The following is a 24,110-nucleotide window of genomic DNA, read 5'->3' on the forward strand; positions in this document are numbered from 1 at the left end:
GCACTTCTGTGGATGGGTCAGATCATGCCGGACGCTCGTCCTCGTCGCTTGCCCCGCCCGTCACTTCGGCAAGCCTCTCGCTCGCGGCGGCCTTCTGTTCGGCAAGTCTGCGGTGTTCGGCAGCCTTGCGCTCGTGGATCTGGGCCATCCGAAGGTGGTACTCCGGGTCGTCCATCTCGTACACGTCCGGGACGCCGTCCTCGTCCTCGTCGCGCTCCTCGGCCTCCCACAGCCTGCGGTACTTCCCGTTGCGCAGCTTGAGCAGGACGCTCGCCGCGAGGGCCGCGAGGAGGGAGCCGGTCAGGACGGCCGCCTTGACCTGGTCGGTGAGGGCCGGGTCGCCGTCGAAGGCGAGTTCACCGATGAGCAGCGAGACGGTGAAGCCGATCCCGGCCAGTGAGGCGACCGCGAAGACGTCCGGCCAGGCGAGATCCTCGCTGAGCGACGCCCTGGTGAAGCGGGCGGTCAGCCAGGTCCCGCCGAAGATGCCGACCGTCTTGCCGACGACCAGGCCGAGGACGACCCCGAGGGTCTCGGGCCGGTGGAACACATCGGCGAGCGCGCCCCCGGAGATCGCGACTCCTGCACTGAACAGCGCGAACAGGGGAACGGCCAGACCCGCTGACAGCGGTCGTACGAGATGTTCGATGCGCTCGCCGGGGGAGCGCTCCTCGTCCTCGTGCCGGTGGCAGCGCAGCATCAGCCCCATGGCGACGCCCGCGATGGTGGCGTGGATGCCGCTGTTGTACATCAGTCCCCAGATCACCAGTCCGAGCGGGACGTACAGATACCAGCCGCCGATGCCCTTGCGCAGCAGCAGCCAGAAGACGGCGAGGCACGCCGCGGCGCCGCCGAGCGCGGCGAAGTTCAGATCGGAGGTGAAGAAGATCGCGATGATCAGGATCGCGAAGAGGTCGTCGACGACGGCGAGGGTGAGCAGGAAGGCACGCAGGGCGGACGGCAGCGATGTGCCGATCACGGCGAGGACGGCGAGTGCGAAGGCGATGTCGGTCGCGGTGGGGACGGCCCAGCCGGCCAGGGAGCCACCGCCGGTGACGTTGGTGAGGGTGTAGACGATCGCCGGTGCGGCCATTCCGCAGAGCGCGGCGACGACCGGGAGCGCGGCTGCCCTCGGATCCCTGAGATCACCGGCGACGAGCTCGCGCTTGAGTTCGATGCCGGCGACGAAGAAGAAGATCGCGAGGAGCCCGTCGGCGGCCCAGTGTTCGACGGAGAGATCCAGGCCGAGTGCGGCCGGGCCGACGTGGAAGTCCCGGACCGTCTCGTAGCTCTCCTTGAGCGGGGTGTTCGCCCAGACCAGTGCGGCGACGGCGGCGAGCAGGAGCAGTACGCCGCCGACGGTCTCGGTCCGCAGCGCATCCGCGACGAAGTTGCGCTCGGGGAGCGAGAGTCGGCCGAATGCCTTGCGGTGACTGGGGCGGGTCACGGGGAGGACCTCCGGTCGTTGTCGACTGTCGCAGCGAGGGGTCGCTGACTGCGTTGCCGACCAGACTTCCCGGCGCGCCCTGAGCTAGGCAGTTTACCGGATCATGACTTGTATGCTTCGGCCTTTTCCCGGCGAAAGGGGCACCCGGCTTCCGGCGAAGGGGGCGCCGGGCTTCCGACGGCAGGCCACCCGGCTTCCGGTGAAAGGGGCGCCGGGCTTCCGACGGCAGGCCACCCGGCTTCCGGTGAAAGGGGCGCCCGGCTTCCGACGGCAGGCCACCCGGCTTCCGGTGCAAGGAGCGCCCGGCTTCCGGCGAGGTGGCATCCGGCTTCCGACGGCAGGGGCACCCGGCGCGTTGCCGGGTGCCCCTGCCGATGCGGTGTCGCCTTCAGCCCTCTTCAGTCAGTCCTTTTCAGTCCTCGCTGGGCGCCGCGGGCAGCTTCGCCTGGATGAGGTCCATCACCGTGGAGTCGGTGAGCGTGGTGACGTCACCCAGCTGCCGGTTCTCCGCGACATCGCGGAGCAGCCGACGCATGATCTTCCCCGAGCGGGTCTTCGGCAGCTCGGCCACCGGGAGGACCCGCTTCGGCTTGGCGATCGGCCCGAGCGTCTTGCCGACGTGGTCGCGCAGCTCGCCCACGAGGCCCTCGGTCTCCGCAGCCGAACCGCGCAGGATCACGAACGCCACGATCGCCTGCCCGGTCGTCTCGTCGGCCGCGCCCACGACCGCCGCCTCGGCGACGGACGGGTGCGAGACGAGCGCCGACTCCACCTCGGTGGTGGAGATGTTGTGGCCGGACACCAGCATCACGTCGTCGACGCGGCCGAGCAGCCAGATGTCGCCGTCCTCGTCCTTCTTGGCACCGTCGCCCGCGAAGTACTTGCCCTTGAAGCGCGACCAGTAGGTGTCGATGAACCGCTGGTCGTCGCCCCAGATGGTGCGCAGCATCGACGGCCACGGCTCGGTGAGGACGAGATAGCCACCGCCTCCGTTCGGCACCTCGTTCGCCTCGTCGTCGACGACCGTCGCCGAGATGCCCGGCAGCGGAGTCTGCGCGGAGCCCGGCTTGGTCTCCGTCACGCCCGGCAGCGGGGAGATCATCATCGCGCCGGTCTCGGTCTGCCACCAGGTGTCGACGATCGGGGTGCGGTCGCCGCCGATGTTCTTGCGGTACCAGATCCAGGCCTCGGGGTTGATCGGCTCGCCGACCGAGCCCAGGACACGGAGGCTGCTGAGGTCGAACTTGGCGGGGATGTCGTCGCCCCACTTCATGAACGTCCGGATCGCGGTGGGCGCGGTGTAGAGGATCGTGACGCCGTACTTCTGCACGATCTCCCAGAACCGGCCCTGGTGCGGGGTGTCCGGCGTGCCCTCGTACATCACCTGCGTCACGCCGTTCGAGAGCGGGCCGTATGTGATGTACGAGTGCCCGGTCACCCAGCCGATGTCGGCGGTGCACCAGTAGACGTCGGTCTCCGGCTTGAGGTCGAAGACGGCGTGGTGGGTGTAGGAGGCCTGGGTGAGGTAGCCGCCGGAGGTGTGCAGGATGCCCTTGGGCTTACCGGTCGTCCCGGACGTGTAGAGGATGAAGAGGGGGTGCTCGGCCTCGAACGCCTCGGGGTTGTGCTCGGTGGACTGCTTGCCCGTGATGTCGTGCCACCAGACGTCGCGGCCCTCCTTCCAGGCGACGTCCTGGCCGGTGCGGCGCACGACGACGACCTTCTCCACGCCGTCCACCCGGCTGACGGCGTCGTCGACCGCGGGCTTCAGCGCGGACGGCTTGCCGCGCCGGTAGCCGCCGTCGGAGGTGATGACCAGCTTGGCGTCGGCGTCCTGGATGCGCGCGGCGATGGCGTCGGCCGAGAACCCGCCGAAGACGACCGAGTGCGCGGCGCCGATCCGGGCGCACGCCAGCATCGCGACGACGGCCTCGGGGATCATCGGAAGGTAGACGGCGACCCGGTCGCCCTTCCCGACTCCCAGCTCGGTGAGGGCGTTGGCGGCTTTCGACACCTCGTCCTTGAGTTCCGCGTAGGTGATGGCGCGGCTGTCACCCGGTTCGCCCTCGAAGTGGATGGCGACGCGGTCGCCGTTGCCCGCCTCGACATGCCGGTCGACGCAGTTGTAGGCGACGTTGAGCTTGCCGTCCTTGAACCATTTCGCGAAGGGCGGGTTCGACCAGTCCAGCGTCTCGGTCGGCTCGGTGGCCCAGGTCAGCCGACGGGCCTGTGCGGCCCAGAAGCCGAGCCTGTCAGCCTTGGCCTGTTCGTACGCCTCCGCCGTGACGTTGGCGTTCGCGGCCAGGTCAGCGGGCGGCGCGAAGCGACGCTCCTCCTTCAAGAGGTTGGCCAGGCTTTCGTTGCTCACGACATCTCCCTTTCTCAGGGTGTCCGTTGTGTCCCAGGCCACAGCTCATCAGACCGGGACCCCTGGTGACAAGGGCCGTCCGGAAATTGGTTTAGACCTATTGGGGCGCTTCGCGGAGGGGTACGGCAGGGCGGAGAACTTTCCCACGAGGGGGCATTGGGGGTCACGTACGCGGTGGCGGTCGGGTTCATTCCGGTGGCCGCCACGAGGGTGACGATGCTCACGATCGCCGGATCGCCCACCCTCGTGACCTCCCTGCTCATCCCGTACGTCTTCGCCGCTCCTCCCGTGCGCCATGTCGCTCACCCCGTACTGTGGAGCTCCTGACCCACATGGGCGAACACCTCCGAGTCGGCCAGTAGATACGCCTGCGCCTCGCCGACATGGAAGTACATGCCGTGCAGTTCGAGGGAGCCGTGCCGCAAAGCGCGCGCGACGGAGTCATGCGCCCGCAGGTGCTCCAGTTGCTGCACCACATTGGTCAGGCACAACTGCTCCACCGCGTCGGCGGGCTCCCGGCCGGCCAGCCGCGGCCCCGGCCGGTCCGTCACGGCCATCCGCTCCAGACTCGGCAGGCCGTTCCGCAACCACCGCTTCAGCGGTGTCCGCGCCCCGCCCGGCTCGCTGTTGAGCAGCGCCTGCATCGCCCCGCACCCGGAGTGGCCGCACACCGTGATGGACCGCACCTTCAGTACCTCCACCGCGTACTCGATGGCCGCTGCCACCGAGTCGTCCCCGCTCTCCTCGCCGGGCGGCGGTACGAGGTTGCCCACGTTGCGGACGACGAAGAGGTCACCGGGCCCGCTGGAGGTGATCATCGAGGTGACCAGCCGTGAGTCCGCGCAGGTCAGGAAGAGCTGTGAGGGGCGCTGTCCCTCGCGCGCGAGCCGGGCCAGCTCACCGCGCACCAGTGGTGCGGTGTTCCGCTGGAACGCGCTGATGCCCCGCGCCAGTTGGTGCCCGCTCGGCCCGACGCAGGTGTCCCCGGGCCGCGCGCCGGCCGGTGCGTGCGACGGGCTCTCGCACTGGTGGTTGCGCCACGGGGTCCAGGGCCGGCAGCGGCAGCCCGAGGCGGACGCGCCGGCGGGCTCGGTGATGCGCGTCCCCCCGCGCCCGGTGATCTCGACAGAGCCGTTGAACACGCGGTGTGTGTTCTGCCAATCCTGCAGTGTCTCGTAGGCGGCATGGTCCATGAACGAGCCGTCCAACTCCACGACGGCTTCGGCGCCGTGGGGTACCAGGTGCAGGGCTCGGCTGAGTCGGGGCACTGCCAGGAACGTCAACTGCCCTCGTACGTGGACGTAATGGACGCCTTCCCTCTCCTCGTGGGTGATGCGGGTGCGGGTGAGACGGCGGAGGGCGACACCGACGGCGACGGCCACGCCCAGGGCCACGCCCTCCAGGACGCCGAGGAAGATCACGGCGAGCGTGGTCGTGACGTAGACCAGCACCTCGCGGTGGCGGGTCACGGTGCGGATGTGGTGAAGGGACACCATCTGGATGCCGACGGCCATCACCAGGGCGGCGAGCGAGGCGAGCGGGATCAGCTCCAGGACCGGAACCATCAGCAGTGCGGCGACCACCACCCAAACGCCGTGCAGCATGGTGGAGTTCCGGCTGACTGCGCCGGCCTGCACGTTGGCCGAACTCCGTACAGCCACTCCGGCGACCGGCAGCCCGCCGAGCGCGCCGGACAGGATGTTCGCGGAGCCCTGGCCGAGCAGTTCGCGGTCGAGATCGGACCGTGCAACGTGCCCGCGCGGCCCCGGCCGGCCGGCCGCGAGCCGGTCCACGGCGACCGCGCCGAGCAGCGACTGCACGCTGCACACCAGCGTGGTGGTGAGGACTGCCGCGACCAGGCCGAGCGCCGGCCCCTCGGGCAGCCCGGCCAGCGCATGGCTGCGCCAGGACGGCAGTTCCACCTTGGGCAGGTGCAGTCCGGCGAGCACGGCGGCCGCGGTGGCGCCGGCGACCGCGACGAGGGCGGCGGGCACCTTCTTGACGGCACGGCCCACCGGACCGGGGATGCGCGACCAGGCCAGCAGGATGGCCAGGGTCAGCGCACTGGTGGCGACTGCGGCGGGATGCAGATGGATGAGCTGGGCGGGCAGTGCGCGCAGATTGTCCAGCACGGAACTCTGCGGACTGCCGCCCAGGACGATGTGAAGCTGCGCCACGGCGATGGTGACGCCGATGCCCGCCAGCATGCCGTGCACGATCGCGGGGCTCACGACCAGCGCCGTACGGGCCACGCGCAGGCAGCCCAAGCCGAGTTGGGCGGCTCCGGCGAGCACGGTGATCGCGCAGGTGGTGCGCCATCCGTAGCGCTGGATGAGTTCGGCGGTGACGACGGTGAGACCGGCGGCCGGCCCGCTCACCTGTAGTGGAGAACCGCCGAGTCGACCGACGACCAGCCCGCCGACGGCCGCGGCCACCAGCCCGGCCTGAAGGGGGGCTCCGGTGGCCAACGCGATACCGAGGGACAGTGGCAGGGCGATCAGGAAGACGGCGATCGAGGCCGACAGGTCGGCGCCGTCCACGCGAAAGCGGCGGGGCCGGTCCGGCGGGGGGCTTGGAGGTTGCTGCCGAGGCTTCGTGGCCATCGGGTCGGCGGCGCTGGTGTGGACGCAGGCGGACATATTCCCGTCTCCTCCGGGGCTGCGCGGTCGCGGAACAGGGGGCCCCACTGCGTGGCGGGGCGGATCGCGGCCGTGGGTCACGGCGTACAAACGGCGGGATTTCTCAACGATCAGTAAATGGATCGTAATGCAAGGTAAAGACACCGGACTGGCAATAGGCGCAAATGGGGCAATAAATCACCCCACAGAGTGAACCGGTCCTTTTATCGGCTTGTCGTACTTATTCCTTCGAAATCCTGTGTGATCTTGGCGGTGCTGTCTGTGTGTCTGTGCTGACGAAGGAAGTAGGTGGGCGCACATGGCCGCCAACCAGAGAATCGCCGTGGGGGTCGTCGCCGCCGTCATCGGAGCGGCAGCGCTGGCCGGGTGCCTCGACGGTGACCCCGGCACACGGGGGAGGGGAACCGGTGACCGGGAGGGCTCCGAAGGCCCGCGGCAGGGCGCGGGGGCGCCGAACAAGGTGCTCCGTCTGATCGGCGACGGATCCACCGCCTACACCGGCGCGCAGCCTCGCCTGACCCGGCCCGAGCGGCTGAAGCCGGGCCAGAAGCCGCCGCAGTTCGTGGTCTTCTCCTGGGACGGCGCGGGAGAGGACAGCCAGCGGCTGTTCTCGCACTTCCGCAGGGTGGCCAAGGAGAACCGGGCCACCATGACGTACTTCCTCAGCGGCGTGTACATGCTCCCCGAGGAAAAGGCCGGTCTCTACCGGCCGCCGCAGCACTCACCGGGCCGCTCCGACATCGGCTTCAACGGTGTCCGGGGTATCGCGGACACCGTGCGCCAGCTGCGCGCGGCCTGGCTGGAGGGCAACGAGATCGGCACTCACTTCAACGGCCACTTCTGCGGCCCCAACGGGGTCGGCGCGTGGTCCGCCGAGGAGTGGAAGGACGAGATCGCCCAGGCCAAGTCCTTCGTACGGTCGTGGAAGACGAACGCAGGCCTGAAGGACGCCACCCCGCTGCCGTTCGACTACGAGAAGGAACTCATCGGCGCCCGCACGCCCTGCCTGGAGGGACGGGAGGAGTTCCTGAAGGCCGCTCGCGAAGTGGGTTTCCGCTACGACTCCTCCGGCGTCAACGACCAGGTGTGGCCCGGGAAGAAGGGGGGACTGTGGGACCTCTCCATGCAGCTCGTCCCCGTCCCGGGACGGGCTTTCGAGACGCTGACCATGGACTACAACTTCATGGTCAACCAGTCGGGCGCCACGACCCAGGGCAACCCTGCGATGCACCAGTACTGGGGCAATCAGATGAGGGACGGGCTCCTCAGGGGCTTCCACCGCGCCTACCACGGCAATCGCGCGCCCCTGATCATCGGTAACCACTTCGAGTCCTGGAACGGCGGCACCTACATGCGCGCGGTCGAGGAGACCATCAAGGCGGTCTGCACCCAGCGTGAGGTGCGCTGTGTCTCCTTCCGCCAGCTCGTGGACTGGCTGGACGCCCAGGACCGCGAGGTCCTGGGCAAGTTGCGCACGCTCAAGGTCGGGCAGGCCCCGGAGCGGGGCTGGGGGGCGTTCCTCGCGGCCTCCCCGGCTCCGGCCCCGAAGGGTGCCCCCGGCTCACCGACGGTCAGGCCGTAGGCAAGACGCTCTCGTTCAGCACGAAACCGGGGTCGATCTGCGCCGCCAGGTCGGCCCCCGTGCGCTCGTTGCCCCAGGCATGCGCGTTCTTCAGGTGGAAGTGCGCCATCTGGCGTGTGAAGCGCTCCCAGTCGCGCAGCTCGTACGTGGCGTCGGCGGCGGACCGAAGCACTTGGAGGGAGCGGTGGTTGACGTCCTCGAGGAGTTCGAAGGGGCGCGGGCGGCCCTTCTCCATGGCGCGTACCCAGTCCGACTGGCCGACGGTCACCAGCAGGTCGTCCCCGACTGCGGCACGGAGGAAGTCGATGTCGTCCTGGCTCTGCACCTTGTTGCCGACGACCTTCAGGGTGACGCCGAAGTCGCGGGCGTACTCCCTGTACTGACGATGGACGGAGACCCCCTTGCGGGTCGGCTCGGCCACGAGGAAGGTGATGTCGAAGCGGGTGAACAGGCCGGAGGCGAAGGAGTCCGAACCGGCCGTCATGTCGACCACCACGTACTCTTCGGGGCCGTCCACCAAGTGGTTCAGGTACAGCTCCACCGCTCCCGTCTTGGAGTGGTAGCAGGCGACCCCGAGGTCGGCTTCGGTGAAGGGGCCGGTGACCATCAAACGGACGGTGCCGCCGTCGACCTCCACGGGCCGCGCGCAGGCGTCGTACACCGGGTTGTCCTCGCACACCCGCAGCAGCCGGGAACCCTCTCCCGGTGGCGTCGTCTTGATCATTTCCTCGGCGGAGGCGATCCGGGGGTTGGAACCGCGCAGGTAGTCCTTGATCAGCGGCAGCCGCTCGCCCATCGCGGGCAGCTCCGCGGCCACCGCCTCGTCCAGTCCGAGCGCGCTGCCCAGGTGCTGGTTGATGTCGGCGTCCACCGCGACGACGGGCGCGCCGGTGGCGACGAGATGGCGCACGAACAGCGACGACAGTGTGGTCTTGCCACTGCCGCCCTTCCCGACGAAAGCAATTTTCATGTTCAGAAACGTAGGTGAACCCGTTGATCACATGCGCGTGGATGCGGAGGAAACCACTCCTTCGTGCTAGGTGCGGAAACCCGGGGGTCCGGCGGGCGGCGGTCGCCGGGCGCGTACTGTCGTACTCATGAGTACGACTGGTGCGACCGCCGACCCCCTCGCGGCCCTCGGGGCGCTGCCCGGGGTGGCCGAGTCCGTGGAGTCCGTGCGCAAGGCGGTGGACCGCGTCTACGGCCACCGCGTCATGCGGCGCCGCAGCAACGAGGTCACCTCCGAGGCGGCGTTGCGCGGCGCACGCGGTTCGGCGGCGCTGGCCGGCGCCGACTGGGCCCTCGAAGAGGTGCGCCGGCGCACCGACTTCAGCGGGGACGAGGAGGCACGGACGGTCGGCGCCGCTCTGCGACTGACCGCCGAGGCGGGCCAACTCCTTTCCATCTGGCGGCAGTCGCCGCTGAGGGTGCTGGCGCGACTGCACCTGCTCGCCGCCGCGGGCCGGGGAGAGGAGATCGGGCGGCCGCGGCGGGACGGCGAGCCCGTCGACGAGCCGCTGATCGAGCGGGAGTTGCCGGACGCGGACGAGGTCGCCGGCCGCCTCGAGGGGCTCTCGCAGCTGATCATCGCGGGCAGTTCGGCCCCCGCGCTGGTGACCGCGGCGGTGGTGCACGGCGAGTTGCTGGCGCTGCGGCCCTTCGGCTCCCACAACGGCCTGGTCGCCCGCGCCGCCGAGCGCATCGTCCTGGTCGGCAGCGGTCTCGACCCCAAGTCCGTCTGCCCGGCCGAGGTCGGTCACGCCGAACTGGGCCGGGCAGCGTACGTGGCCGCGTTCGACGGCTACCTCTCCGGCACTCCGGAGGGGATGGCACAGTGGATCGCCCACTGCGGCCGGGCGGCGGAACTGGGCGTCCGCGAGTCGACGGCGGTGTGTGAGGCGCTGCAGCGGGGGGCCGCCTGAGCCGCTGGACCGCGTGTTCCGGGAGGGGCCGGGTCTCGTGACGGCGGCCGGGTGCTGCGGGAAGGTGTCGATGGCTCCGGAGGGCGCCGGTCGTTCCGGGAGGGTGGCCGGTTGTTCCGGGAGGCAGCGGTGGAGGGGCGATGCGCCCCAAAAGAGTTGCGGCGGTACGAATTTCGTACCGCCGCTGGCATGTTCACCGGGTTACCATGCGTCCTCGATATATTGCCCATCAGGTCGGGAACTTTGCCCGTCACCTGGTGCGGCTGGCCCGTAATCGACGGGTCGACGTCGCGTGGGTGCCCGATGTTCATGCTCGGTCCGTGGGCCAATTGCGTTATTAAGGTGATCCTTTCGGATGATCCTTGGTCTCGCGGGCCGTAAATCCTTTGTACTCCAAGGCCGGGGCAAGTGGAACCCCTCGCCGTCCTTCTTTACTTTTAGGTTCAAACGGGCGCCAAAAGACCGCGCGGACCTGCCGTTGCCGGGTTCTCCGGGCTACCGGGCCTCTCGGCCGGGCACGGTGATCAGGCCGAGCCGGTGCGGCGCCGGCTGGCGTACCAGACGAGCCCGGCGGTGGCCGCTGCCGCGCCGACCGCCGCCATCGCCACCAGTGCCGGACGCGGCGGCACCGAGATCCGCTGCTTCAGCCGCACCGGACGGTGGAAGTCAAGGATGGGCCAGCCCCGCGCGAGAGCCTCCCGGCGCAGCGCGCGATCGGGGTTGACGGCATGCGGACGGCCGACGGCCTCGAGCATCGGAACGTCCGTCGCCGAGTCGCTGTAGGCGTAGCAGCGGGAGAGGTCGTACCCCTCGGACTCGGCGAGCTCCCTGATCGCCTCCGCCTTGGTGGGGCCGTAGGCGTAGTACTCCACCTCCCCGGTGAAGCAGCCGTCGTCGCCCACGACCATCCGGGTCGCCACCACCCGGTCCGCGCCGAGCAGCTCGCCGATCGGTTCGACGACCTCGGCCCCGGACGTGGAGACGATGACCACGTCGCGTCCGGCCGCGTGGTGCTCCTCGATGAGGGAGGCGGCCTCGTCGTAGATGATCGGGTCGATCAGGTCGTGCAGGGTCTCGGCGACGAGCTCCTTGACCTGTTGCACGTTCCATCCGCGGCAGAGCGCCGACAGGTACTCCCGCATCCGCTCCATCTGGTCGTGGTCCGCGCCGCCGGCGAGGAACACGAACTGCGCATAGGCGGTGCGCAGCACCGCCCTGCGGTTGATCAGCCCACCTTGGTAGAACGACTTGCTGAAGGTGAGCGTGCTCGACTTCGCAATGACCGTCTTGTCCAGGTCAAAGAAGGCCGCTGTCCGGGGCAACGAGTGGTTTTCCACGAGGCTGAGCATATGCGCCCACCATTCGGCGTAAGCTGGGGCGTGTGGGTTTGCCTGAGAAGGCTCTCGGGTACACCATGGAAGTCACGGATCGTTCGCGACCGTGCTAACCCGGTCCGACTCCTCCCCCCCCGAGTCGGCCGTGGGGACGACCCCCGCTCTCCCCCCCGGCGGGGGTCGTCGCATGTCCGGGTGGGTTTTTCGCATTTTCCACGCAGCCCCGCGGCTCACTGTGCCGTTGGCGGCGACGTTCGCATGCTACCCCTGATTCGTAACCGTGCGTAGTCGTTGGGCTGCCCTGTGGAAGGTCTTCGTGAGTCGCCTGTATGGGTGGCGGCGATATTCACATCCATCGAGTTGTCCACAGTTTTTCACCAAGATCCACACGATTTCCGGGATCGCTGCACCGTGATTCCAGCGCGGGCCGCTCGCGGCGAGTTCTTGGCCGGTTCGGTTTGTCCGCGCCTATGGCCGGTTCGTATCGGCGGTTCATCTGGAGGACCGCTTGCCGGTTCTTCATGCGGACGGGATTCACGGGACCCCACGAGGGCTCCGCGAAAGAAGCAGCGAAGGGGGCTGGAGATCGTGGCGGGAGCCATCACACACGACCGGGCGTCCGCCGCCGAGGGGCGGCAGGACGGACCACTGATCGTCACGGAGGACGCGGATCTGCTGGACGACCTGCTGCGGCTGTGTGCCGCCGCGGGCGCCAGACCCGAGGTGCACCCCTCCCTGCCCGAGCGCCGCGGCGCCTGGGAGGCGGCACCACTGGTGCTGGTCGGCGACGACGCCGTCCGGCGACTACGGGGAGCCGTGCGCAGACGGGGAGTCGTCCTCGTAGGGCGGGATCAGGACGACTCAGGGGTGTGGCGAAGGGCCGTGGAGATCGGTGCCGACCACGTTCTGGTACTGCCGGATGGCGAACAATGGTTGGTCGACCGGATCGCCGACGTGGCCGAAGGAGTAGGCAGACCCGCCCTCACCGTCGGCGTGATCGGTGGCCGCGGCGGCGCCGGGGCCTCGACCCTGGCCTGTGCCCTGGCCGTCACCTCCGCACGGCGCGGAACACGCACCCTCCTGGTGGACGCCGACCCACTCGGCGGCGGTATCGACGTCCTGCTCGGCGGCGAGACGACCGACGGACTGCGCTGGCCGGCCTTCGCCGCCTCCCGCGGCCGGGTCGGCGGGGGCGCCCTGGAGGAGTCGCTGCCCGAACTGCACGCCTTGCGCGTCCTGAGCTGGGACCGCGGGGACTGGGTGAGCATCCCGCCCCAGGCCGTACGGGCGGTGCTGGCCGCGGCCCGGCGCCGCGGCGGCACGGTCGTCGTGGATCTGCCGCGCCGTGTCGACGAAGGAGTCGCCGAGGCACTCGCCCAGCTCGACCTCGGAATTCTGGTGGTCCCCGCCGAACTGCGAGCCGTCGCGGCGGCCGGACGGGTGGCATCCGCCGTGGGCATGGTGCTGCGGGACCTTCGGGTGGCGGTCCGGGGCCCCTACGCACCCGGACTGGACGACGACGAGGTGGCGCGGCTGCTCGGGCTGCCCCTGGTCGGCGAAGTGCCCAGGGAAACGGGGCTGCTGGGGGCTCAGGAGGGCGGCACACCGCCCGGGGGAACGGCGCGCGGGCCGCTCGCCCGGTTCTGCGCGGCCTTCTGGGAGCGGGTCCCGGTCGCGGGAGGAGGCGTATGAGCATCGGTTCCTCCGCGACGATCGGTTCGTTCGCGACGGGTTCACCCGTGGCGTCGGCCGTGACAGGGAGGCTTTTGACGGGCAGGCCCCTCGTGGGAGGTCTGGCGGAGTCGGGCCTGCTGGACGGGGTGCGGCAGTGGCTCGCGGAGAGCGGCGCGGAGCCGACGCCGGCCCGCGTGGCTCAGGCCCTACGCGAACAGGGCCGCGTCCAGGGGCGGGTGCTCTCGGACGCCGAAGTCCTCGGCGCGGCAGAGCAGGTGCGTTCCGAGTTGGTCGGCACCGGCCCGCTGGAGCCACTGCTCGCCGATCCCACCGTGACCGATGTCCTGGTGTCGGCCCCCGACCGGGTATGGGTCGACCGCGGCCGCGGTCTGGAGCTGACCGGCGTCTCCTTCGCCGACGCGGCCGCCGTCCGCAGACTCGCGCAGCGCCTGTCGGCCGTGGCCGGACGGCGGTTGGACGACGCCCGGCCATGGGTGGACGCACGGCTTCCGGACGGGACCCGACTGCACGCCGTGCTGCCACCGGTGGCGGTGGGCTCGACGTGTCTGTCGTTGCGGGTGGCGCGACCGCGGGCCTTCACCCTGGCCGAACTGGTCGCGGCCGGGACGGTGCCGCCGGGCGGCGACCGGGTGCTGCGGGCGCTGCTGGACGCCCGGTTGTCGTTCCTCGTCAGCGGCGGCACGGGCAGCGGCAAGACGACGCTGCTGAGCGCGCTACTGGGCTTGGTCGGGCCCGGCGAGCGGATCGTGCTGGCCGAGGACTCCGCCGAGCTTCGGCCCGACCACCCCCATGTGGTGCGTCTGGAAGGGCGGCCCGCCAACCAGGAGGGCGCCGGGCTGGTCACCCTGCAGGACCTGGTGCGCCAGGCGCTGCGGATGCGGCCGGACCGGCTGGTGGTCGGGGAAGTGCGCGGACCGGAAGTCGTCTCCCTGCTGGCCGCCCTGAACACGGGTCATGAGGGCGGCTGTGGCACGGTCCACGCCAACGCGGCGGCGGACGTGCCGGTCCGCCTGGAAGCCCTGGGAACGGCCGCGGGGCTCGACCGGGCCGCTCTGCACAGCCAGTTGGCGGCGGCGCTGTCGGTGGTTCTGCATCTGGTACGGGACCGGGCCGGGCGGCGCAGGATCGCACAAGTGCACGTGCTCGAGCGGGATGCGTCCGGGCTGGTGGTGACCGTGCCCGCACTGCGGTGGGGTGCGCGGGCGTTCGTCCGCGAACGCGGGTGGGAGCGGCTGCAGGTGCTGCTGCGTACGGGGACCGAGGCCGCGGGAACCGACGGCACGGCCTGGTTCGCGGCCAACGGGTCCGGGGAGGGCGAGGCGCTGTGAGCTGGGCCTGTGCGGTCGATGTGACCGGAGCGGCGGACGTCGGCCCGGGAGTGGCGATGGTGTGCGCGGGGGCGGCCGCCTGGCTGCTGGGCGGGCGAACCCCGCGGGCGCGGGCGCTGTTCTCAGGCGCGGAGACGGGGCCGCCGCGGTGGCAGCGGATGGTCGCGCGGGGGCGTGATCGGCTGCGGCCCGAGTGGTGGTGCCTCGTGGCGGGGCTGGTGGTCGCGCTGCTGGGGGCCTCCCTGGTGCCGCTGGTCGCCGGAGCCCTCGGGGTGCCGCTGGCGGCGCGGGTTCGGCGGGCGGCGATGGCGAGGCGGGAGCGTGAGCGGCGGGCCGCCGCAGTGATCGCGCTGTGCGGGACGCTCGCGGGTGAGGTCCGCGCCGGACGTCAGCCGGGAGAGGCGCTGTTGTGCGCGGCGCGCGAATCCGGAGGGCTCGGTCTCGGCGAGGCGCAGGCGGGGGTGCTGGCGGCGGCCCGGTTCGGCGGGGACGTGCCGGGGGCGCTCACGGGCGCGGCACGGCAGCCGGGAGCGGACGGACTGGTCGGGCTCGCCGCGTGCTGGCGGGTCGCCGTGGACCGCGGTGCCGGGCTCGCGGCCGGGCTCGACCGGCTGGAAGGGGCTTTGCGGGTCGAGCGGGACCAACGTGCCGATCTGCGGGCCCAGTTGGCGGGAGCTCGGTCGACGGCGGTGATGCTCGCCGGTCTGCCGCTGCTGGGGCTGCTGCTGGGCACCGCGCTCGGCGCCGATCCGCTGCGGGTGCTGTTGCACACCGGGCCCGGACTCGGCTGTCTGCTGCTCGGCGGAGTCCTGGAGGGCGCGGGGCTGTGGTGGGCGCTGCGAATCGTCCGGGGAGCGGAGACGGGATGAGTGCGGAAGTCATCCACAGGCTGGGGATTCTCTGTGGGTTGCCCGCCGTGTGGTGGATGGCGCGGTCGGCCGTTGCGGTGCGGCGCGAGCGGAGGGCGCGCCGTCGGGCGATCGCGGTGCTGATGCTGGTTCCGGAGCCTCGGCGGCGGCGGTTCCGGATCGCCGGCCCGATGCGGCGGTGGGGTCCCGCACTGGCGGCCGGGTGCGCGGGATGGGTGCTCGTCGGCGGTCTGCCCGGGCTGCTGGTGGGGCTGCTGGGTGCCTTCGCGGTGTGGCGATGGCCGCGCTTCCGGCCCGCTCCGTCCGAGGAGTTCGACACGGCCCGCGCGGCTCGGCAACTGCCCTTGGCGGCCGATCTGCTGGCCGCCTGCATCGCGGCCGGGGCCAGTCCCGTGGTGGCGGCGCAAGCCGTGGGCGAGGCCCTGGGAGGCCCGGTCGGGGAACGGCTCGCGCGGGGTGCGGCCGAAGTGCGGCTGGGAGGCGAACCGGCCGAGGCGTGGCGGAGGTTGGCCGCGGTGCCGGGAGCCGGGGCGCTGGCGCGGCTGTTGGAACGGGCGGGGGACTCCGGGGTGCCGGCGGCGGTTCCGGTCGGCCGGATCGCCTCGGAGGCCCGCGCCGAGTGGGGACGCGTGGCCACCGCACGGGCCCGGCGGGCGGCGGTGATGGTGACGGCTCCGGTCGGGCTGTGCTTCCTGCCGGCGTTCATCGCGGTCGGTGTGGTGCCGGTGGTGATCGGGCTGGCGGGCGGCGTGCTGGGCGGGGGTGGTGGATGACGGTTCGACGACGGTGAGGGGAGCCGTCGAGCGCGGCGGCAGGTGATCAACGGGTGGCGAGAGTTCAACAGACCGATTCTTCTGGGAGCTTCAGGTGGTCAAGCAGGTGTGGGTGCGGGTACGGGCGCTGGTACGTGAGGTGCGAGCCTCTCGTAGGGACGCCGGAATGGTGACCTCCGAGTACGCGGTGGGGATCGTCGCCGCGGTGGCGTTCGCAGCGGTGCTCTACAAAGTGGTGACGAGCGGGGCGGTCAGCGCGGAGCTCCAGGGCATCGTGGAGAAGGCGCTCAATGGCTAGGGCCCGGCCCGGGGCCGTCGGCCGGGGCGGGGTCAGCCCCGGCCGGGACCGGGGCTTCGTGACGGCCGAAGCGGCTGCGGTGCTCCCGGCTCTGGTGCTCGTTGCAATGGGGCTGATCTGGGCGTTGCTGTCCGCGGCGGCGCAGATCCAGTGCGTGGACGCCGCCCGGGCGGGCGCGCGGGCGGCCGCCCGGCAGGACCCGCCGGACGCGGTCCTGGCGACGGCCCGCCGGGTGGCTCCCGACGACGCCGCCGTCACGGTGAGCCGGGAGGGCGACCTGGTTCGGGTCCGGGTGGTGGCCCCTGCACCGGGCCCGCTGACCTTCACGGTGACCGATGAGGCGGTGGCGCTGGCGGAGGAGACGGTGGGGGCGGGATGAGCGGCGTGCGGTGGGGTTTCCTCTTCGCCGGGCGGGACTCGGCTCCTCCCCACGACGACGACCGGGAGCGGCCTTTTCATGACCCCGCGCCGGCTTCTCAGGACCCCGTGCCGACTTCACGTGGCCTGGGGCCGGGTGTCCGTGGTCTGGGGCAGGCGTCAGGTGGTCCGGGGTCGGGTGTCTGTGGTCTGGGTTTGGCGTCGCGTGGTCTGGGCTCGGCTGTTCGTGAGCTCCGTTCGGCTTCGTGTGGTCCGGGGCCGGGTGTCCGTGAGCTGGGTTTGGCATCGGGTGGGTCGGGGGCTGGTGTCCGTGAGCTGGGTTTGGCTTCGGGTGAGTCGGGGGCGGCTTCCTGCGGTGCGGCTGTGGTTTGCCGTACCAGGGGCTCGACCTGCTGCGTCCCCGGCCCGGCCGGACGGGACCGAGGGTCCGCGACCGTGTGGACCGTGGGGGCGATCGCCGTTCTGTGTGTCGTCTTCGGGGCTCTGCTGGCCATGACCCAGGCGACGGTCGCCCGTCATCGGGCCGGTGGTGCGGCGGATCTGGCGGCGCTCGCGGCCGCGGACCACTGGGAGGTGGGGGCGGCGGCCTGTGGGAAGGCGGAGCGCGTGGCCCGGGCCCAGGAAGCGAGGCTGGTCCGGTGCGTGGTCCGGGGTGAGATCGCGGATGTCACGGCAGCGGTGGAAACCGGCCCGTTCACCACTGAGGCCAGAGCTCGCGCCGGCCCCGCGCGCCCTGCCGATGCCGCGAGGACCATGGGGTTCGATGCGCGGGCGTCCGGCGCCGAGCTAGTCCTTGGGGGCCTCGCGCAGCAGCTCCGTGAGCAGCCGGACGGCGCCCCGTTTGTGCAGCGGGTCGTTGCCGTTGCCGCACTTGGGGGACTGGATGCAGGAGGGACAGCCGGAGTCGCACTCGCAGGAGGCGATGGCCTGGCGGGTGGCGGTGAGCCAGGTCTGGGCCGTGTGGAAGGCACGTTCCGCGAACCCGGCGCCGCCCGGATGGCCGTCGTACACGAAGACCGTGGGCAGGAGGGTGTCGGGGTGGAGCGGTACGGAGACTCCGCCGATGTCCCAGCGGTCGCAGGTGGCGAAGAGCGGGAGCATGCCGATCGAGGCGTGTTCGGCGGCGTGCAGCGCTCCGCCGAGGATCTCGGGAGTGATCCGGGCGGCGTCCAACTGGTCCTCGGTGACCGTCCACCAGACGGCCCGGGTGCGCAGCGTGCGAGGGGGGAGGTCGAGCTTCGTCTCGCCCAGCACCTCACCGGTGATGAGACGTCGACGCAGGAAGGAGACGACCTGGTTGGTGACCTCGACGGAGCCGTAGCACAGCCGGCCGGCGCCCCAGGGAATCTCGATGTCCGTTTCCAGTACGGAGATCGAGGTGGTGTCGCGGGCGACCGTCGAGTACGGCGGCGCGGCCTCCTCGACCAGCGCGACGGACTCCTCCAGTTCCAGCTCCCGGACCAGATAGGTACGGCCCTGGTGGAGGTGGACGGCGCCTTCGTGGACCGTCGTGTGCGCCGCTCCGGCGTCGACGGTGCCGAGCAGTCGCCCGGTGGCGGCCTCGACGACCCTGACCGGGCTGCCGCTCCCGCCGCGGATGTCGGTGAGGTCGGCGGCCCGCTCCCGGCGCGTCCAGTGCCAGGCTCGGGTGCGGCGGCGCAACAGCTTCGCGGCCTCCAGCTGCGGCAGAAGCTCCGCGCAGGCCGGGCCGAACAGCGGCAGGTCCTCGTCCGTCAGGGGGAGTTCGGCCGCGGCCGCACACAGGTGGGGGGCCAGGACGTAGGGGTTGTCGGGGTCGAGGACCGTGGACTCCACGGGCTGGTCGAACAGGGCCTCGGGGTGGTGGACGAGGAAGGTGTCCAGCGGGTCGTCGCGGGCCACCAGGACCGCCAGCGCGCCCTGGCCGGCGCGCCCGGCGCGGCCTGCCTGCTGCCACAGGGACGCCCGGGTGCCCGGGTAGCCGGCGATCAGCACGGCGTCCAGGCCGGAGATGTCGACACCGAGTTCGAGGGCTGTGGTGGCGGCCAGGCCGAGGAGTTCGCCGGAGTGCAGTGCGCGTTCCAGGGCGCGGCGTTCCTCCGGGAGGTAGCCGCCGCGGTAGGCGGCCACCCGCCGGGCGAGCGAGCGGTCGACCTCGCCGAGGCGCTCTTGGGTGATCACCGAGATCAGCTCGGCGCCGCGTCGGGAGCGGACGAAGGCGACCGAGCGCACGCCCTGGATGGCCAGATCGGTGAGCAGGTCGGCGGTCTCCGCGGTCGCGGTACGCCGTACGGGTGCGCCCTTCTCGCCCTGCAGCTCCGTGAGCGGAGGCTCCCACAGGGCGAACACCAGTTCACCGCGGGGGGAGGCGTCGTCCGCGATCTCGACGACCGGCAAGCCGGTCAGCTTGCCGGCGGCCACCGAGGGCTCGGCGGCGGTGGCCGAGGCCAGCAGGAAGACGGGGGAGGACCCGTAGCGGGCACACAGGCGGCGCAGCCGGCGCAGGACCTGGGCGACGTGGGAGCCGAAGACGCCCCGGTAGGTGTGGCACTCGTCGATGACGACATAGCGCAGGCAGCGCAGGAAGGAGGACCAGCGGGGGTGGGAGGGCAGTATCCCGCGATGCAGCATGTCGGGGTTGGTGAGGACGTAGTTGGCGTACTGGCGTACCCATTCGCGTTCCTCGACGGGAGTGTCGCCGTCGTACACGGCGGGTCGCACGGCGGTGCCCAGCGGCTCGGCGAGTTCCTTCACCGAGCGGCACTGATCCGCCGCGAGGGCCTTCGTCGGGGCGAGATACAGGGCGGTCGCGCCGCGGCCGTTCGGGGCCTCGGCGCCGTCCAGGAGGCGGGAGAGCACCGGCACGAGATAGGCGAGGGACTTCCCGGAGGCGGTCCCTGTGGCGACGATCACGGAGTCGCCGTCCAGGGCGTGCTCGGCGGCGAGTGCCTGATGGGCCCAGGGGGCGTCGATGCCCGCCGCCCGCACGGCGGCGATCACCTCGGCCCGGATCCGGTCCGGCCAGACGGCATGGCGACCGCCGCGCGGGGGCAAGTGCTCCGTATGAGTGATGCGCGAAGCCCGGCTCGGCCCCGAGGCGAGCCGGTCCAGGAGCGTGCCCGGCGCGAGACGGGAGGCGGTCTGTGCCGAGGATCGATCGGATCGGTGATTCTTGGCCATCGGCACCGAGTGTGTCACTGGCGTGACGGACAATGGGCCCAAGGCGTCGTGCACGCCTGCCGGTAAGTGATTGAATGCCATCGCGGCTGGCGATCCGTCCCGGGGGCTCAAGCCGAAGTGTCCTATGGGGCGAACGCTCGATAGCAAGGTGCTGGAGGATCCGTGGACCTGTCCCTGTCGACCCGTACCGTCGGCGATCGTACGGTCGTCGAGGTCGGTGGCGAAATCGATGTATATACCGCGCCCAAGCTGCGCGAGCAGCTGGTCGAGCTGGTCAACGACGGGAGCTTCCACCTCGTCGTCGACATGGAGGGCGTGGACTTCCTCGACTCCACCGGGCTCGGCGTGCTGGTGGGCGGCCTGAAGCGCGTACGTGCCCATGAGGGCTCACTGCGCCTGGTGTGCAACCAGGAGCGGATTCTGAAGATCTTCCGCATCACTGGCCTCACCAAGGTGTTTCCCATCCACACCTCGGTCGACGAAGCGGTCGCGGCCACCGACTGAGCCGTCCGGGCCACTGTGCCCGGACGGCAGAAGCAAGAGGTAGGACGGGGGGATCGGGTCCGTATGGGCCCGATCTCCGCACAGCACGCCCGAGTTTCGAGGGGGATGCATGGCCACCGTTGAACTCCGATTCAGCGCGCTGCCCGAGCACGTCAGGACCGCCCGGTTGGTGGCGGCGGCGGTGGCGCGTAGGGCCGGAGTGGACGAGGCCGTCCTCGACGAGGTCAGGCTGGCTGTGGGCGAGGCCTGCACCCGTGCCGTCGGACTGCATCAGAGCGGCGGTATCTCGGCGCCGGTGCGGGTGGTGCTGACCGAGGAGGAGAAACAGTTCTCCATCGAGGTCGGCGATGAGGCGCCGCACGTGCCTCCGGGTGACCGGGAGGCCGGCGCCGACGATGTGGAGGCCGAGGAGGACGAGATGGGCCTCGCGGTCATCAGCGGCCTCGTGGACGACGTGGAGGTCAGCGCCGGGGAGAACGGCGGCCTGATCCGGATGCGCTGGCCCACGACGCCGTCTCCGGTCGCGATGCCCTGACTTTCCCGGCAGTCTCTGTGCGCCGGGGCGCCTCGGGTGAGTCGGGCGAGTCGGCGTCGGGTGCGCAGGCCTCATGTGGGCATGCGTCGTGCGAGTCGGCCTCGTGCGGGCATGCGTCGTGCGAGTCGGCCTCGTGCGGGCATGCGTCGTGTGAATTGGTCCAGTGCGAGCCGGGACGCTCGTGTGAGTCGGGTCCTCGGAGCAGTCATCTTCGGAGCGGTTCTGAGACGGAACGGTTCTGACGTTTCGCGAGTCTCCGCCTCGTAGGCGTACGGCGACAACGCCCCCTCGACCGTCACGCCTCCCCGTTGGAGACAGGCCCCTCGGCGGTCACGCCGCTCGGCGACACACGCCTCCTCCGCCGATCACGTCCATCGGTGACCGCGGCCCCGACCTGGTGCCAGTCTCCGTACTCAGGACTCAGGCCCTGCTCAGCAGGGCCTTTTGTGTTCTCGTACTCCTGGGCAAGACCCCTGTACGCCGTGGGCCCGCGCTTGCCCGGTCTGCTCTCCCCGCTTATCGTGAATGAATTCACGATCAATCGCTCGATAATTTGATCACGAATTTGATCACTCCATCGCTCGTCAATGGTTTTGGGGCATTACTGCTTTCGAGTTCCATAACCGCCCGGCGATCATTTGCTGAACGGGATGTGAAGACCAATTCCGTTTGCCGTGCTCTGTTTTGATCAGGTTCCGCTACCTACAATCCGTCCACATCTTGAGCTCAGCCCAAGCGTCAAGGAGGACGAATGGCGGGGCTTTCTACCCCTCATCAGTTGGATCATCCCACCGCCCTCGCAGCCGCCGTACTGACCGATGGCAACCGCCTCCTCGTGGTGGTCATCGGGATCGTCGCCCTGGCGGCCCTTGCGGTCGCCGGGGTGCTGGTACGACAAGTGCTCGCGGCCGACGAGGGCACCGAGAGCATGAAGAAGATCGCGGCGGCGGTGCAGGAAGGCGCGAATGCCTATCTGGCCAGGCAGCTGCGCACGCTCGGTGTTTTCGCCGTCGTGGTGTTCTTCCTGCTCATGCTGCTGCCCGCGGACGACTGGAATCAGCGCGCCGGACGATCGGTGTTCTTCTTGATCGGTGCGGCGTTCTCGGCGGCCACCGGTTATATCGGCATGTGGCTCGCCGTCCGCAGCAATGTGCGGGTCGCCGCCGCGGCCCGGGAAGCGACCCCGGCGGAGGGTGAGCCGGAAAAGGATCTCACCACTGTCTCGCACAAAGCCATGAAGATCGCTTTCCGCACCGGCGGCGTGGTCGGCATGTTCACGGTGGGGCTCGGACTCCTTGGTGCGTCCTGTGTGGTCCTCGTGTACGCGGCCGACGCGCCGAAGGTGCTGGAGGGCTTCGGACTCGGTGCCGCGCTGATCGCCATGTTCATGCGTGTCGGCGGCGGCATCTTCACCAAGGCCGCCGACGTCGGCGCCGACCTGGTCGGAAAGGTCGAACAGGGCATTCCGGAGGACGATCCGCGCAATGCCGCGACCATCGCCGACAACGTGGGCGACAACGTCGGCGACTGCGCGGGTATGGCGGCCGACCTCTTCGAGTCCTACGCCGTCACGCTCGTCGCCGCGCTGATCCTCGGCAAGGTGGCGTTCGGCGACTCCGGGCTGGCGTTCCCGCTGCTCGTACCGGCGATCGGAGTGATCACCGCGATGATCGGCATCTTCGCGGTGGCCCCCCGGCGTGCGGACCGCAGCGGAATGACGGCGATCAACCGCGGATTCTTCATCTCCGCGGTGATCTCGCTCGTCCTCGTGGCGATCGCCGTCTTCGTCTACCTCCCGTCCTCGTACGCCGACCTGGACGGCGTCACCGATGAGGCGATCCTGGGCAAGGGCGGCGATCCCCGGATCCTCGCACTGGTCGCGGTGGCCATCGGCATCCTGCTGGCCGCGCTGATCCAGCAGCTCACCGGCTACTTCACCGAGACCACCCGGCGTCCGGTGCGGGACATCGGCAAGACCTCGCTCACCGGGCCTGCCACCGTCGTCCTCGCCGGCATCTCCGTCGGTCTGGAATCGGCCGTGTACACCGCGATCCTCATCGGGCTCGGGGTGTACGGGGCATTCCTGCTCGGCGGCACGTCGATCATGCTGGCGTTGTTCGCGGTGGCGCTGGCCGGGACCGGTCTGCTCACCACGGTCGGTGTGATCGTCGCCATGGACACCTTCGGTCCGGTCTCCGACAATGCGCAGGGCATCGCCGAGATGTCCGGTGACGTCCAGGGCGCGGGCGCGCAGGTGCTCACCGACCTGGACGCCGTCGGCAACACCACCAAGGCCATCACCAAGGGCATCGCCATCGCCACGGCCGTACTCGCGGCGTCGGCGCTCTTCGGCTCGTACCGCGACGCGATCACCACGGCCGCTGCGGACGTGGGTGAGAAGGTCGGGGACGGCGGGCCGATGAACCTGGTCATGGACATCTCACAGCCCAACAACCTGGTCGGTTTGATCGCCGGCGCCGCGGTCGTCTTCCTGTTCTCGGGGCTGGCGATCAACGCGGTGTCCCGGTCCGCCGGGGCCGTGGTCTACGAGGTGCGGCGGCAGTTCCGTGAGAAGCCCGGGATCATGGACTACACGGAGAAGCCCGAGTACGGCAGGGTCGTCGACATCTGCACCAAGGACGCGCTGCGCGAGCTGGCCACGCCGGGTCTGCTCGCCGTGATGGCGCCCATCGCGATCGGGTTCACGCTGGGCGTCGGAGCGCTTGGCGCGTACCTCGCGGGAGCGATCGGCACCGGCACGCTGATGGCGGTCTTCCTGGCCAACTCCGGCGGTGCCTGGGACAACGCCAAGAAGCTCGTCGAGGACGGTCACCACGGCGGCAAGGGCAGCGAAGCGCACGCGGCGACCGTGATCGGCGACACCGTGGGCGATCCCTTCAAGGACACGGCCGGCCCTGCGATCAACCCGCTGCTGAAGGTGATGAACCTGGTGGCACTGCTGATCGCTCCGGCCGTGGTCCAGTTCAGTTACGGCGACGACAAGAACGTCGGCATCCGGATCCTGATCGCGGTGCTGGCGCTCGTGGTGATCGTCGGCGCGGTGTACGTGTCCAAGCGGCGCGGTATCGCGGTGGGCGACGAGGAGAATTCGGAGCAGACGAGCAAGTCGGCGGATCCCGCGGTGGTTTCGTAGATCACGGCACCTCCGGCTCGCCCTCACTGCTGGTCAGGTTCATTCCAATGGGCGGGCGGGGGGGGGGGGGGGGGGGGGGCCCCCCCCCCCCCCCCGCGGGCGGCGGGGGGGGGGGGCGCGGTGGT

18 protein-coding genes and 1 pseudogene are annotated in these 24,110 nt (G+C 70.6%); 13 read left to right on the top strand and 6 right to left on the bottom strand.

Annotated elements, in window-relative coordinates; translation table 11 throughout:
- Positions 1–22: 22 nt before the first annotated feature.
- Entirely contained in the window at positions 23–1,447 is a 1,425-nt protein-coding gene (nhaA, locus tag EF387_RS05515; RefSeq protein WP_128375334.1) for a Na+/H+ antiporter NhaA, read from the bottom strand.
- Between the two features lie 412 nt (positions 1,448–1,859).
- On the bottom strand, positions 1,860–3,857 hold the full coding sequence (acs, locus tag EF387_RS05520) for an acetate--CoA ligase (protein WP_128375335.1): 1,998 nt from the start codon (positions 3,855–3,857) through the stop codon (positions 1,860–1,862).
- Between the two features lie 114 nt (positions 3,858–3,971).
- Between acs and EF387_RS46585 the strand changes: the two genes are divergently transcribed.
- Positions 3,972–4,142, top strand: a complete 171-nt coding sequence (locus EF387_RS46585; RefSeq protein ID WP_155589738.1) for a hypothetical protein — start codon at positions 3,972–3,974, stop codon at positions 4,140–4,142.
- Here the strand turns inward: EF387_RS46585 and EF387_RS05525 are convergent.
- Positions 4,118–6,454, bottom strand: a complete 2,337-nt coding sequence (locus EF387_RS05525) for a bifunctional SulP family inorganic anion transporter/carbonic anhydrase (RefSeq protein ID WP_128375336.1) — start codon at positions 6,452–6,454, stop codon at positions 4,118–4,120. The two genes, EF387_RS46585 and EF387_RS05525, sit on opposite strands and share 25 nt — an antisense overlap.
- 298 nt (positions 6,455–6,752) lie before the next feature.
- On the opposite strand from EF387_RS05525, the gene EF387_RS05530 reads away from it, so the two are divergent.
- On the top strand, positions 6,753–8,036 hold the full coding sequence (locus EF387_RS05530) for a polysaccharide deacetylase family protein (RefSeq protein WP_128375337.1): 1,284 nt from the start codon (positions 6,753–6,755) through the stop codon (positions 8,034–8,036).
- On the opposite strand, the gene EF387_RS05535 is transcribed toward EF387_RS05530, so the two are convergent.
- Positions 8,026–9,006, bottom strand: a complete 981-nt coding sequence (locus tag EF387_RS05535) for an ATP-binding protein (protein ID WP_128375338.1) — start codon at positions 9,004–9,006, stop codon at positions 8,026–8,028. The two genes, EF387_RS05530 and EF387_RS05535, sit on opposite strands and share 11 nt — an antisense overlap.
- A 127-nt stretch (positions 9,007–9,133) precedes the next feature.
- On the opposite strand from EF387_RS05535, the gene EF387_RS05540 reads away from it, so the two are divergent.
- Complete coding sequence (locus tag EF387_RS05540) at positions 9,134–9,958, top strand: Fic family protein (protein ID WP_128375339.1); 825 nt, start codon at positions 9,134–9,136, stop codon at positions 9,956–9,958.
- A 524-nt stretch (positions 9,959–10,482) separates the two neighbouring features.
- On the opposite strand, the gene EF387_RS05545 is transcribed toward EF387_RS05540, so the two are convergent.
- Positions 10,483–11,307, bottom strand: a complete 825-nt coding sequence (locus EF387_RS05545) for an HAD family hydrolase (RefSeq protein ID WP_128375340.1) — start codon at positions 11,305–11,307, stop codon at positions 10,483–10,485.
- Between the two features lie 573 nt (positions 11,308–11,880).
- Here EF387_RS05545 and ssd point away from each other — a divergent pair.
- The 7 genes and pseudogenes from ssd to EF387_RS48050 form a co-directional block, all read left to right on the top strand.
- The gene (gene ssd, locus EF387_RS05550; protein WP_128375341.1) at positions 11,881–12,984 is read left to right on the top strand and encodes a septum site-determining protein Ssd; all 1,104 of its coding nucleotides are present in this window, start codon (positions 11,881–11,883) and stop codon (positions 12,982–12,984) included.
- Positions 12,981–14,315: a TadA family conjugal transfer-associated ATPase gene (locus EF387_RS05555; protein WP_238431353.1), complete on the top strand. Its 1,335-nt coding sequence runs from the start codon at positions 12,981–12,983 to the stop codon at positions 14,313–14,315. Before ssd ends, EF387_RS05555 begins: the two co-directional genes overlap by 4 nt.
- 56 nt (positions 14,316–14,371) lie before the next feature.
- Positions 14,372–15,184 (top strand): type II secretion system F family protein, encoded by an 813-nt coding sequence (locus EF387_RS05560; protein WP_128375438.1) that lies wholly within the window; start codon positions 14,372–14,374, stop codon positions 15,182–15,184.
- Positions 15,181–15,957: a type II secretion system F family protein gene (locus EF387_RS05565; RefSeq protein ID WP_128375342.1), complete on the top strand. Its 777-nt coding sequence runs from the start codon at positions 15,181–15,183 to the stop codon at positions 15,955–15,957. Before EF387_RS05560 ends, EF387_RS05565 begins: the two co-directional genes overlap by 4 nt.
- A 94-nt stretch (positions 15,958–16,051) precedes the next feature.
- Positions 16,052–16,255 (top strand): DUF4244 domain-containing protein, encoded by a 204-nt coding sequence (locus tag EF387_RS05570; protein ID WP_128375343.1) that lies wholly within the window; start codon positions 16,052–16,054, stop codon positions 16,253–16,255.
- Positions 16,248–16,634, top strand: a complete 387-nt coding sequence (locus tag EF387_RS05575; RefSeq protein ID WP_128375344.1) for a TadE family type IV pilus minor pilin — start codon at positions 16,248–16,250, stop codon at positions 16,632–16,634. The genes EF387_RS05570 and EF387_RS05575 overlap by 8 nt, the downstream gene beginning before the upstream one ends.
- 362 nt (positions 16,635–16,996) lie before the next feature.
- A pseudogene (locus EF387_RS48050) lies at positions 16,997–17,371 on the top strand (Rv3654c family TadE-like protein); the annotation flags it as partial.
- Positions 17,372–17,419: 48 nt separating this feature from the next.
- On the opposite strand, the gene EF387_RS05585 reads toward EF387_RS48050, so the two are convergent.
- The gene (locus EF387_RS05585; RefSeq protein WP_162467085.1) at positions 17,420–19,873 is read right to left on the bottom strand and encodes a DEAD/DEAH box helicase; all 2,454 of its coding nucleotides are present in this window, start codon (positions 19,871–19,873) and stop codon (positions 17,420–17,422) included.
- An 81-nt stretch (positions 19,874–19,954) separates the two neighbouring features.
- Between EF387_RS05585 and bldG the strand changes: the two genes are divergently transcribed.
- The 3 genes from bldG to EF387_RS05600 all read left to right on the top strand — a co-directional run bounded on the left by bldG (position 19,955) and on the right by EF387_RS05600 (position 23,985).
- Complete coding sequence (gene bldG, locus EF387_RS05590) at positions 19,955–20,296, top strand: anti-sigma factor antagonist BldG (RefSeq protein ID WP_005475923.1); 342 nt, start codon at positions 19,955–19,957, stop codon at positions 20,294–20,296.
- A 109-nt stretch (positions 20,297–20,405) separates the two neighbouring features.
- Positions 20,406–20,831, top strand: coding sequence for an ATP-binding protein (locus tag EF387_RS05595; RefSeq protein WP_128375345.1), 426 nt, complete (start codon positions 20,406–20,408; stop codon positions 20,829–20,831).
- Between the two features lie 751 nt (positions 20,832–21,582).
- Positions 21,583–23,985: a sodium-translocating pyrophosphatase gene (locus EF387_RS05600; RefSeq protein WP_128375346.1), complete on the top strand. Its 2,403-nt coding sequence runs from the start codon at positions 21,583–21,585 to the stop codon at positions 23,983–23,985.
- Positions 23,986–24,110 lie beyond the last annotated feature (125 nt).

It is taken from the genome of Streptomyces cavernae, from assembly GCF_004023625.1.
Lineage (GTDB): Bacteria > Actinomycetota > Actinomycetes > Streptomycetales > Streptomycetaceae > Streptomyces > Streptomyces cavernae.

What these genes read in the sequence shown, in the direction of transcription:
- EF387_RS05565 (WP_128375342.1), top strand. Translation starts at nt 15,181, where the DNA reads ATGAGTGCGGAAGTCATCCACAGGCTGGGGATTCTCTGTGGGTTGCCC.
- EF387_RS05540 (WP_128375339.1), top strand. Translation starts at nt 9,134, where the DNA reads ATGAGTACGACTGGTGCGACCGCCGACCCCCTCGCGGCCCTCGGGGCG.
- EF387_RS05560 (WP_128375438.1), top strand. Translation starts at nt 14,372, where the DNA reads ATGGTGTGCGCGGGGGCGGCCGCCTGGCTGCTGGGCGGGCGAACCCCG.
- EF387_RS05545 (WP_128375340.1), bottom strand. Translation starts at nt 11,307, where the DNA reads ATGCTCAGCCTCGTGGAAAACCACTCGTTGCCCCGGACAGCGGCCTTC.
- EF387_RS05525 (WP_128375336.1), bottom strand. Translation starts at nt 6,454, where the DNA reads ATGTCCGCCTGCGTCCACACCAGCGCCGCCGACCCGATGGCCACGAAG.
- EF387_RS05530 (WP_128375337.1), top strand. Translation starts at nt 6,753, where the DNA reads ATGGCCGCCAACCAGAGAATCGCCGTGGGGGTCGTCGCCGCCGTCATC.
- EF387_RS05595 (WP_128375345.1), top strand. Translation starts at nt 20,406, where the DNA reads ATGGCCACCGTTGAACTCCGATTCAGCGCGCTGCCCGAGCACGTCAGG.
- EF387_RS05575 (WP_128375344.1), top strand. Translation starts at nt 16,248, where the DNA reads ATGGCTAGGGCCCGGCCCGGGGCCGTCGGCCGGGGCGGGGTCAGCCCC.
- EF387_RS05600 (WP_128375346.1), top strand. Translation starts at nt 21,583, where the DNA reads ATGGCGGGGCTTTCTACCCCTCATCAGTTGGATCATCCCACCGCCCTC.
- EF387_RS05555 (WP_238431353.1), top strand. Translation starts at nt 12,981, where the DNA reads ATGAGCATCGGTTCCTCCGCGACGATCGGTTCGTTCGCGACGGGTTCA.
- EF387_RS05585 (WP_162467085.1), bottom strand. Translation starts at nt 19,873, where the DNA reads ATGGCATTCAATCACTTACCGGCAGGCGTGCACGACGCCTTGGGCCCA.
- EF387_RS05535 (WP_128375338.1), bottom strand. Translation starts at nt 9,006, where the DNA reads ATGAAAATTGCTTTCGTCGGGAAGGGCGGCAGTGGCAAGACCACACTG.